This is a genomic window from Streptomyces sp. NPDC088732 (assembly GCF_044751205.1).
Lineage (GTDB): Bacteria > Actinomycetota > Actinomycetes > Streptomycetales > Streptomycetaceae > Actinacidiphila.
On record NZ_JBIVLI010000009.1, the window covers coordinates 273,719 to 288,527 of the forward strand.

General features: G+C 73.6%; 11 protein-coding genes. 5 read left to right on the forward strand and 6 right to left on the reverse strand.

Features of this window, described 5'->3' with window-relative positions; genetic code table 11:
* The 5 genes from ACIP9H_RS17885 to ACIP9H_RS17905 form a co-directional block, all read right to left on the reverse strand.
* The gene (locus ACIP9H_RS17885; protein WP_401591589.1) at window positions 1-474 is read right to left on the reverse strand and encodes a phage holin family protein; all 474 of its coding nucleotides are present in this window, start codon (window positions 472-474) and stop codon (window positions 1-3) included.
* A 58-nt stretch (window positions 475-532) separates the two neighbouring features.
* Window positions 533-1,942 carry a Na+/H+ antiporter NhaA gene (gene nhaA, locus ACIP9H_RS17890; protein ID WP_401591587.1) on the reverse strand — a complete coding sequence of 470 codons (1,410 nt, stop codon included), beginning with the start codon at window positions 1,940-1,942 and terminating at the stop codon, window positions 533-535.
* A gap of 227 nt (window positions 1,943-2,169) precedes the next feature.
* Window positions 2,170-4,131 (reverse strand): acetate--CoA ligase, encoded by a 1,962-nt coding sequence (gene acs, locus ACIP9H_RS17895; protein WP_360913207.1) that lies wholly within the window; start codon window positions 4,129-4,131, stop codon window positions 2,170-2,172.
* A 202-nt stretch (window positions 4,132-4,333) separates the two neighbouring features.
* Window positions 4,334-6,685, reverse strand: a complete 2,352-nt coding sequence (locus ACIP9H_RS17900; RefSeq protein ID WP_401591585.1) for a SulP family inorganic anion transporter — start codon at window positions 6,683-6,685, stop codon at window positions 4,334-4,336.
* A gap of 218 nt (window positions 6,686-6,903) precedes the next feature.
* Window positions 6,904-7,884 (reverse strand): ATP-binding protein, encoded by a 981-nt coding sequence (locus tag ACIP9H_RS17905; RefSeq protein ID WP_401959715.1) that lies wholly within the window; start codon window positions 7,882-7,884, stop codon window positions 6,904-6,906.
* A 260-nt stretch (window positions 7,885-8,144) separates the two neighbouring features.
* Between ACIP9H_RS17905 and ACIP9H_RS17910 the strand changes: the two genes are divergently transcribed.
* A complete protein-coding gene (locus tag ACIP9H_RS17910; RefSeq protein WP_401591581.1) occupies window positions 8,145-8,975 on the forward strand; it encodes an oxidoreductase in 831 nt (276 codons plus the stop codon).
* Between the two features lie 403 nt (window positions 8,976-9,378).
* Here the strand turns inward: ACIP9H_RS17910 and ACIP9H_RS17915 are convergent, their stop codons facing one another.
* Entirely contained in the window at window positions 9,379-10,203 is an 825-nt protein-coding gene (locus tag ACIP9H_RS17915) for an HAD family hydrolase (protein ID WP_401591579.1), read from the reverse strand.
* Window positions 10,204-10,782: 579 nt separating this feature from the next.
* On the opposite strand from ACIP9H_RS17915, the gene ssd reads away from it, so the two are divergent.
* Genes ssd through ACIP9H_RS17935 form a run of 4 tightly spaced genes read left to right on the forward strand, consistent with a single transcriptional unit; the run spans window position 10,783 to window position 14,802 of the window.
* The gene (gene ssd / locus ACIP9H_RS17920; protein ID WP_401959717.1) at window positions 10,783-11,976 is read left to right on the forward strand and encodes a septum site-determining protein Ssd; all 1,194 of its coding nucleotides are present in this window, start codon (window positions 10,783-10,785) and stop codon (window positions 11,974-11,976) included.
* Complete coding sequence (locus ACIP9H_RS17925; protein WP_401959718.1) at window positions 11,973-13,127, forward strand: TadA family conjugal transfer-associated ATPase; 1,155 nt, start codon at window positions 11,973-11,975, stop codon at window positions 13,125-13,127. Before ssd ends, ACIP9H_RS17925 begins: the two co-directional genes overlap by 4 nt.
* Entirely contained in the window at window positions 13,124-14,029 is a 906-nt protein-coding gene (locus ACIP9H_RS17930) for a type II secretion system F family protein (protein WP_401959719.1), read from the forward strand. The genes ACIP9H_RS17925 and ACIP9H_RS17930 overlap by 4 nt, the downstream gene beginning before the upstream one ends.
* The gene (locus ACIP9H_RS17935; protein WP_401959721.1) at window positions 14,026-14,802 is read left to right on the forward strand and encodes a type II secretion system F family protein; all 777 of its coding nucleotides are present in this window, start codon (window positions 14,026-14,028) and stop codon (window positions 14,800-14,802) included. Before ACIP9H_RS17930 ends, ACIP9H_RS17935 begins: the two co-directional genes overlap by 4 nt.
* The last annotated feature ends 7 nt before the right edge of the window (window positions 14,803-14,809 follow it).

Here is a 14,809-nt window from a genome sequence, read left to right on the forward strand (position 1 = left end):
TCATACCTTCGCCTGGAGCGTGCCCTCCGTTTCCGAAGGGCGGGGGTGCGGCTTGACGCCCTGGAGCACGGCGGCGGTCTCCTTGGCGGAGGCGATGCTGCGCTCCGGCTTCTTGATCTTCTTGAACTTCGCCATCGCCAGCAGGCCCAGCAGACCGGCCAGCACCAGGAACGCGCCGCCGACGATCAGGAACGACCAGGCGAGCCCCAGGCCCAGGTTGTGGATGCCGTAGGCGGCCGCGAAGCTCAGCACGGGCAGCGCGAAGAGCGCGAGGATGCCGGCCGCGCCGATCGCCCCGCCACCGATGCCGGCACGCTTGGCGTCCTGCCGGAGTTCGGCCTTGGCGAGGGCGATCTCCTCGTGGATCAGCTCCGAGAGATCCGCCGTGGCCGCGGCGAAGAGCTGGCCGAGACTGCGGCCGCCGTTCGCGGTCACGGTCACCGCCACGGGCTTGTCCACGTCCGCTGGGCTCATCGCGTCCTCCGTCGTTCGTCGGTTCATCGTGAAGTCATAACGGGCAAGTGGGTTACGGCTACCCCCCGATCATGCCCGACTCATCCTCGTCCGCGCCGCCGGAGCGCGCCACTTCCGCGAGCCTGCGGTGCTCGGCCGCCTTCGCGTCGTGGATCGCGGCCATGCGCAGATGGAACTCCGGGTTGCCCCATTCGTAGACGTCGGGGATGCCGTCCGCGTCGGTGTCCCGCTCCTCGTCCTCGCACATGCCGCGGTACTTGTTGTCGCGCAGCTTCAGCAGGACGGCGGCGCACAGGGCCGCCGTGCACGAGCCCACCAGCACCGCCGCCTTGATCTCCGGCGTCAGCACCTCGTCCCCCGCGAAGGCCAGCTCGCCGATGAGCAGTGACACCGTGAAGCCGATCCCCGCGAGCGAGGCCACGGCCAGCACGTCCGCCCACGCCAGGTCGCGATTGAGCTCCGCCCTGGTGAAGCGGGCCGCGAGCCAGGTGCCGCCGAAGACACCCACCGCCTTGCCGACGACCAGGCCGAGCACCACTCCCAGCGTCTCCGGACGGGTGAACACCTGCCCGAGCGCTCCCCCGGTGACCGGCACCCCGGCCGAGAAGAGCGCGAACAGCGGCACCGCCAGCCCCGCCGACACAGGCCGCACAAGGTGCTCGATCCGCTCGCCCGGCGACTCCTTCTCACCCTCGCGGTGGTGGCAGCGCAGCATCAGGCCCATCGCCACGCCCGCGATGGTCGCGTGCACCCCGCTGGCGTGCATCAGGCCCCAGTTGGCCACGGCCAGCGGCACGTAGACGTACCAGCCGCGGACCTCCTTGCGCAGCAGCAGCCAGAACAGGAAGAGGCCGGCGAAGGCCAGGCCGAGGGCCGCGAAGTCGATGCCGCTGGTGAAGAAGACCGCGATGATCAGGATCGCGAGGAGGTCGTCGACGACGGCGAGCGTGAGCAGGAAGGCGCGCAGCGCGGAGGGCAGCGAGGTGCCGAGCACCGCCAGCACCGCGAGCGCGAAGGCGATGTCGGTCGCCGTCGGCACCGCCCAGCCCTGCAGCGAGCCCCCGCCCGCCGCGTTCACCACCGCGTACACGGCCGCGGGCACCGCCATGCCGCACACGGCGGCGATGACGGGCAGCGCCGCGGCCGACCGGGTGCGAAGTTCGCCGACCACCAGTTCGCGCTTGAGCTCGATGCCGGCGACGAAGAAGAACACCGTCAGCAGGCCGTCCGCGGCCCAGTGCGACACCGACAGGTCCAGATGCAGGACGGCGGGGCCGAAATGATGGCCGACGGTCGCCGTGTACGAGGCGCTCACCGGGCTGTTCGCCCAGACCAGGGCCGCCACCGCCGCCAGGAGCAGCAGCATGCCGCCGACGGTCTCCGCGCGCAGCGCCTCGGCGACGTAGTTCCGCTCCAGGAGCGGGATGCGCCCCAGGAAGACGGAACGGCGGCGGTTGGACGCGTTCACGGGTGGACCTCCGGTCGGGTGCGGCAATGGCTGTACACCTCGCCGACCAGACTTCCCGGCACGCCCTGTTTTCTGTCGCGTTTCTAACGCGCTTCCAGCCTAACGGGCGGGGCCGCCGGGCTGCTCCGGCCCTGCTCACCTTACGGACCTCCCCCAGGCGTCGCAGGACGCGCGCGGACAGACGAAAGGCCCCCGAAGGGGCCCTGCGTCCGCACCGCGGAGTGTGCTCAGTCCTCGCCGGGGGCGGAGGGCAGCTTCGCCTGGATGAGGTCCATGACCGTGGAGTCGGTCAGCGTCGTGACGTCCCCGAGCTGCCGGTTCTCGGCGACGTCCCGCAGCAGACGGCGCATGATCTTGCCGGAGCGGGTCTTCGGCAGTTCCGCCACCGTGAGGATCCGCTTCGGCTTGGCGATCGGGCCGAGCGTCTTGGCCACGTGGTCGCGGAGCTGGGCGATCAGCTCGTCGCCGTCGTCGCCCAGGGCGGCGCCGCGCAGGATCACGAACGCGACGATCGCCTGGCCGGTGGTGTCGTCGGCGGCGCCGACGACGGCGGCCTCGGCGACCTTCGGGTGCGACACGAGCGCCGACTCGACCTCGGTGGTGGAGATGTTGTGGCCGGACACCAGCATCACGTCGTCGACCCGGCCGAGCAGCCAGATGTCGCCGTCGTCGTCCTTCTTGGCGCCGTCGCCCGCGAAGTAGCGGCCCTCGAACCGGGACCAGTACGTGTCCAGGTAGCGCTGGTCGTCGCCCCAGATGGTGCGCAGCATCGACGGCCACGGCTCGGTCAGCACGAGGTAGCCGCCGGCGCCGTTGGGCACCTCGTTCGCCTCGTCGTCCACGACGGTCGCGGAGATGCCGGGCAGGGCGCGCTGCGCGGAGCCGGGCTTGGTCTCCGTCACGCCGGGCAGCGGGGAGATCATCATGGCGCCGGTCTCGGTCTGCCACCAGGTGTCCACGATCGGGCAGCGGCCGCCGCCGATGTGCTCGCGGTACCAGATCCACGCCTCGGGGTTGATCGGCTCGCCGACGCTGCCCAGGACGCGCAGCGAGGACAGGTCGAACTTGGCGGGGATGTCGTCGCCCCACTTCATGAAGGTGCGGATCGCGGTGGGCGCCGTGTAGAGGATCGAGACCCCGTACTTCTGGACGATCTCCCAGAAGCGGCCCTGGTGCGGGGTGTCGGGGGTGCCCTCGTACAGCACCTGGGTCGCGCCGTTGGCCAGCGGCCCGTACACGATGTACGAGTGGCCGGTGACCCAGCCGACGTCGGCCGTGCACCAGTAGACGTCGGTCTCCGGCTTGAGGTCGAACACCGCGTGGTGGGTGTACGCGGCCTGGGTGAGATAGCCGCCGGAGGTGTGCAGGATGCCCTTGGGCTTACCCGTCGTGCCGGAGGTGTAGAGGATGAACAGTGGGTGCTCGGCCTCGAAGGGCTCCGGGGTGTGCTCGGTGCTCTGCGCCTCCAGCGCCTCGTGCCACCACACGTCGCGGCCCTCGGTCCAGGCGACCTCCTGGCCGGTGCGGCGGACGACCAGCACCTTGCTCACGCTCTCGGTGCGGTCCACGGCGTCGTCCACGGCGGGCTTGAGCGCCGAGGGCTTGCCGCGGCGGTAGCCGCCGTCGGCCGTGATGACGAGCTTCGCGTCCGCGTCCTGGATGCGGGCGGCCAGGGCGTCGGCGGAGAAGCCGCCGAAGACCACCGAGTGGGCGGCGCCGATGCGGGCGCAGGCCAGCATCGCCACGACGGTCTCGGGGATCATCGGCATGTAGACCGCGACCCGGTCGCCGGCCTGGACGCCGAGCGCCGTGAGGGCGTTGGCGGCCCGGCTGACCTCGTCCTTCAGCTCGGCATAGGTGACGGCCCGGGTGTCGCCGGGCTCGCCCTCGAAGTGGAGGGCGACGCGGTCGCCGTTGCCGGCCTCCACGTGCCGGTCGACGCAGTTGTACGCCACGTTCAGCGTGCCGTCGGCGAACCACTTGGCGAACGGCGGGTTCGACCAGTCCAGCGTCTCGGTCGGCTCCTTCGCCCAGGCCAGCCGGCGGGCCTGCGCCGCCCAGAAGCCCAGCCGGTCCTCGCCCGCCTGCCGGTAGGCCTCCGCGGTGACATTGGCACCGGCCGCCAGGTCGGCGGGCGGAGCGAACCGGCGCTCCTCCTTCAAAAGGTTGGCCAGGCTCTCGTTGCTCACGCCGTGCTCCTTCGCAGGGGTCCTCGTGTGTCCCAGGCCATAGCTCACCAGCACGGGGGCGGGATGACAAGGGTTCGCGGCGAATATTGGTTTAGACCTGTCATGGTGGCGGCGCGCGCGATCCGCACCCCGCGCGCACCCCGGCCCGCCGGCGGACGGCCGGCGGGCCGGGGGACAGTGGGTGCGGCGGGGGCTCCGCCGGTCAGCGGACCGGGGCGGGCTCCTCCGGGCGCACGGCGGCGAACGTGCCGGTCCCGGCGTCGAGGACGTACGCCTGGGCCTCCGCGACGTGGAAGTACATGCCGTGCAGCTGCAGGGACCCCTCGGCCACCCTGCGGGCGACACAGGCGTGCGCCATCAGGTGGTCGAGCTGCTGCACGACATTGACCAGGCAGAGCCGTTCCAGGTCGTCGGTCACCGGGCGGTCGGCGACCGCGACCTCGCCGCGCCCCAGCCGGCCGATCCGCTCCATCCGGGCCAGGCTCGGACGCCCGTGCCGCAGCCAGCGCGCCAGCGGCGTCTGCGCGCCCGGATCGCGGCCGGCGCCGCCGAGCAGCGCCTGCATCGCGCCGCAGCCGGAATGGCCGCACACGGTGATGCTGCCGACCTTCAGCACCTCCACCGCGTACTCGATGGCCGCGCCGACCGAGTCGCAGGAGGCGTCGGCACCCGGCGGCGGCATCAGATTGCCCACATTGCGCACCGTGAACAGGTCGCCCGGGCCACTGGAGGTGATCATGCTGGTGACCAGGCGCGAGTCGGCGCAGGTGAGGAAGAGCTGGGTGGGCCGCTGACCCTCACGGGCGAGCCGTGCCAGTTCCTCCCTGACCAGCGGGGCCGTGTTGCGCTGGAAGGCGCTGAGCCCGCCGACGAGTTGCCCGGCCCCGCCGGATCCGGCACCCGGCTTGGTGCAGTGGTGGTTGCGCCACGGCGTCCACGGGCGGCACGCGTGCGTGCTGGCCGGGACCGTGATCGGCGTACCGGTGCGGCCGGTGAGCGTCGCCCAGCCGCCGCGCGCCCGGTGCGCCTCGCACCAGTGGTGCAGGCTTTCGTACGCCGCGTGGTCCATGAAGGAGCCGTCCAGCGTGATCACCGCGTTGGCCCCGTCCGGGACCTCCGCCAGTGACCGGGTCAGCCGGGGCACCGCGAGGAACGTCAACTGACCCCGTACGTGCACCCGGTGGACACCGGACTCCTCCAGCACCGTGATCCGGGTGTGCGTCAGCCGCCGCAGCGACAGAAAGACCGCCACCACGATGCCGGTCGTCACGCCCGCGAGGACGCCGAAGGCGACGACCGCGACCAGCGTGGCCGCGTACACCGGGAACTCCCGGTGCCGCTGCACATGCCTGATGTGCGCGAAGCTCACCATCTTCACGCCGACCACCATCACCAGCGCGGCGAGCGCGGCCAGCGGGATCAGCTCCAGCACCCCGGCCAGCAGCCCGGCGCACACCAGCACCCACACGCCGTGCAGCACCGTGGCCCGGCGGGTGCGGGCGCCCGCGGCGACGTTCGCCGAACCGCGGATCGCACCGCCGGCGATCGGCAGCCCGCCGAGCAGTCCGGAGAAGACGTTCGAGGCGCCCTGGCCGAGCAGTTCGCGGTTCAGGTCGGCGCGGCCGCCGGTGCCGTCGCCCGGTTCGGCGCGGCCCGTACGGAGCTTGTCGATCGCCACCGCGGACAGCAGCGATTCCATGCTGGCCACCAGCGTGACCGTCAGGACGGCGGCCGCGATACCCGCGACCGGCCCCTCCGGCAGCCCCGGCAGCGCCACCGCGTGCAGCGCGGGCAGCTCCACCCGGGGCAGGGCGATGGGGACGCCGACCGCCGTCGCCGCCGCGATCGCGGCCAGCGGCGCCGGCAGGGCGGAGCGCAGCGCGTGGCCCGCCCTGCCCGGCAGCCGCGGCCACAGGACGAGGACGGCCACGGTCACCGCCCCGACCAGCAGCGCCCCGGGATGCGGCGCGGCCAACTGGCCCGGCAGCGCGGCCAGATTGGCCAGGGCGGAGCTGTCCGGACTGCCGCCGAGGGCGACATGGAGCTGGGCGATGGCGATGGCGGCGCCGATGCCGGCCAGCATCCCGTGCACGATCGCGGGGCTGACGGCGAGTGCCGCGCGGGCCACCCGTACGGTGCCGAGGGCGAGTTGGCAGATGCCGGCGAGCACGGTGATGGCGCAGGTGGTGCGCCAGCCGTAGCGTTGGACGAGGTCGGCGGTGACCACGACCAGGCTGGTGGCGGCGCCGCTGACCTGGAGCGGGGCGCCGCCGAGCAGTCCGGCGACGATGCCGCCCACCGCCGCGGCGACCAGTCCGGCCTGGAGCGGGGCGCCGGTCGCCAGGGCGATGCCCAGCGACAGCGGTACGGCGATCAGGAAGACGGCGACCGAGGCGGACAGGTCGTGCCGCCACGCGGCGGCGGAATGTCCGCCGCGGGCTCCCGGCGACGGCTGGGGACGGGCCCCGGGGGCCCGCGGTGGTTCTTTCGGGGAGCCCTGCGGGCGGCGGGGACGGCCGGGCGGCTGGGCTTTCGGCTGGTGCGTGGGGTGCATGTTCCCGTCTCCTCCGGGGCGGCGCGGCTGCGTGCGGTGTGCGCGTACGCGGTCGTGGTCACGGCTGTGCGGCGGGTGCTGTGCTGAGCTGCTGCTGCCGAATTCTGGGCAGGGGTGTCGACGGAACGTGACGGTCTCGTCACTGCCAAGAGTCGGTAAATGGAGAGTAATCCACACAAATGGACTTTGGATGAAGATTCGCCCGTCCGGGCGAGCGATTACCTCGCGAGGGTGAGCCGTTCGTCCAGGACGAAGGCCGGGTCGACCTGGGCGGCCAGATCGGCGCCGGTGCGCTCGTTCCCCCAGCTCTCGGCGTTCTTCAGGTGGAAGTGGACCATCTGCCGGGTGTAGCGCTCCCGGTCCCGCGACCCGTACGAGGCGTCCGCGGTCTCGTGCATCACGCGCAGGGCGCGGCGGTTGGGCTCCTCGAGCGAGGCGAAGTGCGGCGGCCGGCCCTTCTCCATGGAGCGCACCCAGTCGGAGTGGCCCACGGTCACCAGCAGGTCGTCCCCGGTCTCCGCCCGCAGGAACTCCAGGTCGTCCGGCCCCTGCACCTTGTTGCCCACCACGCGCAGCGCGACGCCGTAGTCCCGCGCGTACTCCTTGTACTGGCGGTAGACGGCGACGCCCTTGCGGGTCGGTTCGGCGACCAGGAAGGTCATGTCGAAGCGGGTGAACATCCCGGAGGCGAAGGAGTCGCTGCCGGCCGTCATGTCGACGACCACGTACTCGTCACGGCCGTCCACCAGATGGTTGAGGAACAGCTCCACCGCCCCGACCTTGGAGTGGTAGCAGGCCACGCCGAGGTCGGACTCGTTGAAGGGGCCGGTCACCATCAGGCGGGCCTTGCCGCCCTCCAGGGGCAGCGGGCGGGCGCACGCGCCGTAGACCGGGTTGTCCTCGGTGACCCGCAGGAGGCGCGAGCCGTGCCCCGGCGGGGTGGTCTTGATCATGGTCTCGGCGGACGCGATCCGCGGATTGGCGCCGCGCAGGTACTCCTTGATCTCCGGCAGGTGCGCGCCCATCGCGGGGAAGGCGGCGGCTTCCTCCTCGTCGAGCCCGAGCGCCGGGCCGAGGTGCTGGTTGATGTCCGCGTCGACGGCGACCACGGGGACGCCGGCGGCGGAGAGGTGGCGGACGAACAGGGAGGACAGCGTGGTCTTGCCACTGCCGCCCTTTCCGACGAAAGCGATCTTCATGTTCGTTAAGCGTAGTCGTGGCCATGCCGCGTTTCCGCGTGTCACGCCGGGAGTTCACCCGTCGGTGGACGCGACCGTCACGCGGACGGGCCTGTGACCGGGCGGCGGGTTCGCCGCTGGAAGCCGTCCGGTGTCCTGCCCGGGGGCGCTGCCCGCGCCTGTGGCCCGGCGGCTTCCGGTGGCCTTTGGCCGCCGCCGGCCCGGGTGACGAACCCCACTCGCCCGCCGGGGCACCGACCGGGGTGCGTAGGGTCGTACCCATGGGTACGACAGCTGATCCGCTCGCCGTTCTCGGCTCGCTCCCCGGAGTCGCCGATTCCGTGGCCCTCGTCCGCAAGGCCGTGGACCAGGCCTACGGGCACCGGGTGATGCGCCGCCGCTCCGACGAGGTGGCCTCCGAGGCCGCGCTGCGCGGGGCCCGCGCCTCGGCCGCGCTCGCCGGTGCCGACTGGGCGCTGGAGGAGGTACGGCGGCGCAGCGACTTCTCCGTCGACGGCGAGGCGCGCACCGTCGGCGCCGCGCTGCGGCTGACCGCCGAGTCCGGCCAACTGCTCGGCGTCTGGCGGCAGTCGCCGCTCCAGGCACTGGCCCGTTTGCACCTCGTCGCGGCCGGCGGCGCCGCCCCGGACGAGACCGTCGGCCGCCCTCGGCTGGCGGGCGAACCGGTGGACGAACCCCTGCTGCAGGAAGCGGAGTTCCCGCTGCCGGCCGCCTCGGAGGTCGTGGCCCGGCTGGACGGCCTCGCGGACCTGCTGCTCGCGGGCAGCGACGCGCCCGCGCTCGTCGTCGCGGCCGTCGTGCACGGCGAGCTGCTGTGCCTGCGCCCCTTCGGCACGTACAACGGGCCGCTGGCGCGGGCGGCGCAGCGCCTTGTACTGGTCGGCAGCGGTCTCGACCCCAAATCGATCTGCCCGGCCGAGGTCGGCCACGCGGAGCTGGGCCGTGCCGACTACCTCAAGGCACTGCGCGGCTACGTCTCCGGCACACCGGAGGGCATGGCCGCCTGGATAGCGCACTGCGGCCAGGCGGTGGGGCTGGGCGTCCGGGAGAGCGTGGCCGTGTGCGAGGCCCTGCAGCGCGGTGCCGCCTGAGGGGCTGAACAGGGCTGCGAGAGCTCGGGGAGCTCCGGGGGCTCCGGAACGAAGTTGCGGCGGCACCGCGAGGGTGCCGCCGCTGGCATGATCGTCGAGTTACCAAGCGTGCACGATATTTGCCCATCAGGTCGGGGTCTTTGCCCGTACCTGGTGCGGCCGGCCCGGTCAGCGGGTCTGCGTCGCGTGGGTGCCCGGTGGTCATGCTCGGTCCGTGGGGCCTGATACGACGGGGTTCCTCTCGGATGTCCGTGGTCACGCGGGCCTTACGACCTTTTTACTGCACCTGGGGAGGAACCGGAACCCCTCACCGCACTTCTTTGCACATCGGGACGATCCGGGCGCCGCGCACCGGACGGACGGTGGTGGCGGTGGGGCCCAGGGGCGCGGTGGTGCACCGCGGTCAGGCGGTACGGCGGCGCCGGGTCGCGTACCAGACCAGGCCGGCCGTCGCCGCGGCCGCGCCCACCGCGGCGAGCGCCAGGGCGGGGCCCGTGGGGATCGCCAGCGACGGCACCCGCTGGTGCAGCCGCACCGGACGGCTGAAGGTGAGGACCGGCCACTCGCGCGACACCGCCTCGCGGCGCAGCCCGCGGTCGGGGTTGACGGCGTAGGGGTGCCCCACCGCCTCCAGCATGGGGATGTCGGTGACGGAGTCGCTGTAGGCGAAGGACCGCTCGAGGTCGTAGCCCTCGGACTCGGCGAGCCGGGCCACCGCCTCCGCCTTGGCCGGGCCGTAGACGTAGTGGTCGATGCTGCCGGTGTAGCGGCCGTCCTCCACGGTCATCCGGGTGGCGACCACGTGGTCGGCGCCCAGCATCTCGCCGATCGGTTCCACGACCTCGGCGCCCGAGGCGCTGACGATGACGACGTCGCGGCCGGCGAGGTGGTGCTCCTCGATGAGGGAGGCGGCCTCGTCGTAGATGATCGGGTCGATGAGGTCGTGGAGTGTTTCGGCCACGATCTCCCGCACTTGCTGCACATTCCAGCCACGGCAGAGGTCGGAGAGGTACTTTCGCATCCCCTCCATCTGGTCGTGGTCCGCGCCGCCGAGCAGATAGACGAACTGGGCGTACGCGGTCCGCAGCACGGCGCGCCGGTTGATGAGGCCGCCTTGATAGAAGGGCCTGCTGAACGCCAAGGTGCTCGACTTGGCGATCACCGTCTTGTCGAGATCGAAGAACGCGGCGGTGCGCGGCGACAGGTGGTTTTCCACGAGGACGAGCATAGGGACCCACCATTCGGCGTAAGCTCGGGCGCGTGGGTTTGCCTGAGAAGGCCTTCGGGTACACCATGGAAGTCACGGATCGTTCGCGACCGTGCTAACCCGGTCTGGCTCCTCCCCCCCCGAGTCGGACCGTGGGGACGACCCCCGCTCTCCCCCCCGGCGGGGGTCGTCGCATGTCCGGGGACATTTTCAGCGCTGAGGCCCGGGTGGCCCCGCTCCGTTTTCCGCACTCCACCGCGTCGGCGGGTGGGGTCTGTCATGCCCCTTGATCGTCACCGTGTGTGATGTCTTGCATTCGGTGCGAATCCGGTGTGCCGTCCAGCGGAAGTGGCCGAACTCACCCGCACGGGTGGCGGAGATATCCACAACCCCTGAGTTATCCACCGATTCTCATCAAGATCAACAACTTTCGCCAACTCGCGTGACTCTGGCCGTAAATGTTGCGCCGGAGATGTGCTCGGCGCTTATGCCCGGTGCCGCTGGGACGGACCGGAACGAGCGAGGAGGGCGGGGTAGGTCGTGGTCGATTCAATCAAAGCCGGGGCAAAGGGAGCGCGGGGCGATAATCGGGCAAGCGGCATGCTGTCCGGAAGGCCGCGTGGAACGTCGCGTGACCCGGGACCGGGGACGCGCCGGGGAACGGGGGCGGAAGGCGCGCCTCCCGGTGTGCCGGAGCGCGGTGGCACGGGCGGCCCGGGAGGCGGCGCGGGACCGCTGATCGTCACCGGGGACGGTGACCTGCTGGACGACCTGCTGCGGCTGTGCGCCGCGGCGGGTGCCGAGCCCGAGGTGGTCTTCGGCGCGCCGCCGGGGCCGCGGAGCTGGGAGCGCGCCCCGCTCGTGCTGGTCGGCGCGGCCGACACCCGGCGGCTGTCGGGCACGGCCCGGCGCCGCGGTGTGCTCCTGGTGGGACGTGATCTGGACGACCCCGATGTGTGGCGGCGCGCGGTGGACGTCGGCGCCGACCATGTCGCCTTCCTGCCCGACGCCGAGTCCTGGCTGACCGACCGGATCGCCGACGCGGCGGAGGGTGTCGGCGACCCGGCCCTGACGATCGGGGTCGTCGGCGGCAGCGGTGGCGCCGGGGCCAGCACGCTGGCGTGCGCGCTGGCCGTCACGGCCGCACGCACCGGCCGCCGCACGGTACTGGTCGACGCCGACCCGCTCGGCGGCGGACTGGACGTACTGCTCGGCGCGGAAAGAGTGGCCGGGCTGCGCTGGCCCGACCTCGCCGAGTCCCGGGGCCGGGTCAACAGCGGCGCCCTGGAGGAGTCGCTGCCGCGTGCGCACGCCCTCAGCGTGCTGAGCTGGGACCGCGGGGACACCGTGGTCGTCCCGCCGCAGGCGATGCGGTCCGTCATGGGCGCCGCCCGCCGGCGCGGCGGCGTGGTCGTCGTGGACCTGCCGCGGCGGATGGACGAGGCCGTGACCGAGGCCTTGGCCCAGACGGACGTGGGCCTGCTGGTCGTGCCCGCCGAGCTGCGGGCCGTCGCCGCGGCGGGCCGGGTCGCCTCCCGGATGGGCATGGTGCTGCGCGACCTGCGGGCCGTCGTCCGCGGGCCGTTCGCCTCGGGGCTGACCGACGCGGCCGTCGCCGACCTGGTGGGCCTGCCGCTCGCGGGGGAGCTGCCGGCCGAACCGGGGCTGCCCGCGTCGCTGGACGGGGGCGAACCACCCGGAAGCGGCGTGCGCGGACCGCTCGCGCGGTTCTGCACGGCGTTCCTGGCGGCCGCCCTGCCGAGCCTGCCGAGCGGCGGGAGCGTGACCGCATGAGCGCCGACACGATGGCCCCCGGGCTGCTCGACGCCGTGCGGCTGCGGCTCGCCGCCGCCGGTGACGAACCGACACCGGCGGGCGTGGCCGCGGCCCTGCGGGCACAGGGCCGGCTGCTCGGCGACACCGAAGTCCTCGACGTGGTGGCCAGGTTGCGCTCGGAGATGGTCGGGGCCGGTCCGCTGGAATCACTGCTCGCCGAACCGGGCGTCACCGATGTGCTGGTCAACGGGCCCGACGAGGTCTGGGTCGATCGCGGCGCGGGGCTGGAGCGCACCGGCGTGCGGTTCGCGGACCCGCTCGCGGTGCGCCGGCTGGCCCAGCGGCTCGCGACCGCCGCGGGCCGCCGCCTGGACGACGCCCGCCCCTGGGTGGACGCCCGACTCCCGGACGGCACAAGGTTGCACGCCGTACTGCCGCCGGTGGTGGTCGGTGCGCCGTGCCTGTCGCTGCGCGTCGTGCGCACCCGCGCCTTCGCGCTGGAGGAACTGGTGGCGGCGGGCAGCATGGACCGCGGCACGGCGGCACTGCTGCGGGCGGTGCTCGACGCCCGCCTGTCCTTCCTCGTCTCCGGCGGCACGGGATCGGGCAAGACGACCCTGCTGAGCTGCCTGCTCGGCCTGGTCGACCCGGGTGAACGCATCGTCCTCGCCGAGGACTCGGCCGAGTTGCGGCCCCGGCACCCGCACGTCGTACGCCTGGAGACCAGGCCCCCCAACCAGGAGGGCGCCGGGCTCGTCACGCTGCGGGACCTCGTACGGCAGGCCCTGCGGATGCGGCCCGACCGGCTCGTCGTGGGCGAGGTGCGAGGGCCGGAAGTACTGGATCTTCTGAGTGCGTTGAACACCGGGCACGAAGGCGGCTGCGGCACTGTGCACGCGAACGCGGCCTGCGACGTACCGGCGCGGCTGGAGGCGCTGGGAGCGGTGGCCGGGCTGGACCGGGCCGCGCTGCACAGCCAGCTGGCCGCCGCCCTGTCGGTGGTCGTGCACCTGGTCCGCGACCGTTCGGGACGGCGCCGCGTCGCCGAGGTCCATGTGCTGGAGCGTGGCGCGGACGGCATCGTCGGCACCGTTCCCGCCCTGCGCGACGGTGAACGGGGCCCGGGATGGCCGCGGTTGGCCGCGCTGTGCGAGCGGGGTGCGGCATGAGCGCCCCGGCTCTCGTCGCCGCACTGTGCGCGGGCGTCGCGGCCTGGGTGCTGTGCGGACGGGACGAGGCGGTGCGCCGCGCGCGAACGCTCCTGGCGGGCCCCTGGCAGCCGCCGGGGCCCTCGGGCGGGGTCCCGGGGCCGCGGAGGCTGGAGATGCGCGCCCAGGCCGTTCTGGAGCCGTTCCGGGCCCGTTTCGGATGGCGGCTCGGACGTGAACTTCTGTGTCTGCCACCCGGGTTGGCCATCGCGGGGCTCACGCACTCGGTGGTGCCCGCGGTGCTGGCGGCCGGCGCGGTGCCGCTCGCGGGGCGGTGGCTGCGCGGCCGGGAGTCGCGGGCGGTGGCCGAGGAACGGGCGGCTGCCGTGGGGGCGTTGTGCGCCGCCGTCGCGGGTGATCTGCGGGCCGGACTGGCCCCGCAGGGTGCGCTGGCCGGAGTGCTGCTGCGGGAGGGCTGGCCCGGCAGGCCCGCCCTCGCCGACGCGGCGCTGCCCCTGCTGGCCGCCGCGCGCTTCGGCGGCGACGTGCCGGGGGCACTGCGGACGGCCGCCCGGATCGACGGGGCCCAGGGGCTCGCCGGGGTGGCCGCGTGCTGGCAGGTCGCGGTGGACGGGGGCGCCGGCCTCGCGGTCGGCCTGGACCGGATCGCCGCCGCCCTGCGGTCCGAGCGCGATCAACGGGAGGATCTGCGGGCCCAGTTGGCCGCACCTCGTTCCACGGTGCTGATGCTGGCGCTCCTGCCGCTGTTCGGGCTGGTGCTGGGCACCGGGCTGGGCGCGGACCCGGTGGGGACGCTGCTGCGCACCCCGTTCGGGCTGGGCTGCCTGGCCGCCGGCGGAGTACTGGAGTGGGCCGGGCTGGCCTGGACCGCGCGAATCGTGCGGACAGCAGAGGCGTCATGAACGGCGAGTTCGTCCACAGGCTGGGGATCGTCGTGGCGGTCGCGGCCGCCGCCCTGTGCACGGCGGGGGCAATGGCCGCGGCCCGCCGTGAGAGGGCGGCCCGGCGCCGGGGCCGGCGACTCCTGGGAGCCCCGGCCCACCACGCCCGCACCCGGGCACGGCCGCGGCGGGACGCCCTGCGGGTGTGGGCGCCGGTCGCCGGCGTCGCCCTGGGCGCCTTCGCCCTGGTCGGCGGCGTGCCCGGATGCCTTGCCGGGGTGGCCGCGGCGTACGGGATGCGGCGGTGGCAGCGCCGGCGGCCCACCGACGGGGACACGGACCCGATCCGGGCGGAGCGTCAGCTTCCGCTCGCCGCCGATCTGCTGGCCGCGTGCGTGGCGGCCGGGGCGGGGCCGCGGGAGGCCGCGGAGGCGGTGGGGCCTTCGCTCGGCGGACCTCTCGGCGAGGCCCTGACCCGGGCCGCCGCGGAACTCCGGCTGGGCGGCGACCCGGCCGAGTGCTGGGCCCGGCTGGACCGGCTCGGCTGCCGGGAACTGGCCCGCTGCATGGAGCGCGCGGCGACGACGGGCGTGCCGCCGGTCGAGGAGATCTCGCGGCTCGCCGCCGGATGCCGGGCCGCGCACGCCCGCTCGGGGCTCGCCCGGGCACGCCGTGCCGGAGTACTGATCACGGCCCCGCTGGGGCTGTGCTTCCTGCCGGCCTTCCTCCTCGTGGGGGTCGCGCCGGTGGTCATGGGGCTGGCGGGGACGATCCTCGCCGGCGGAACGATCTGAGGGGGAG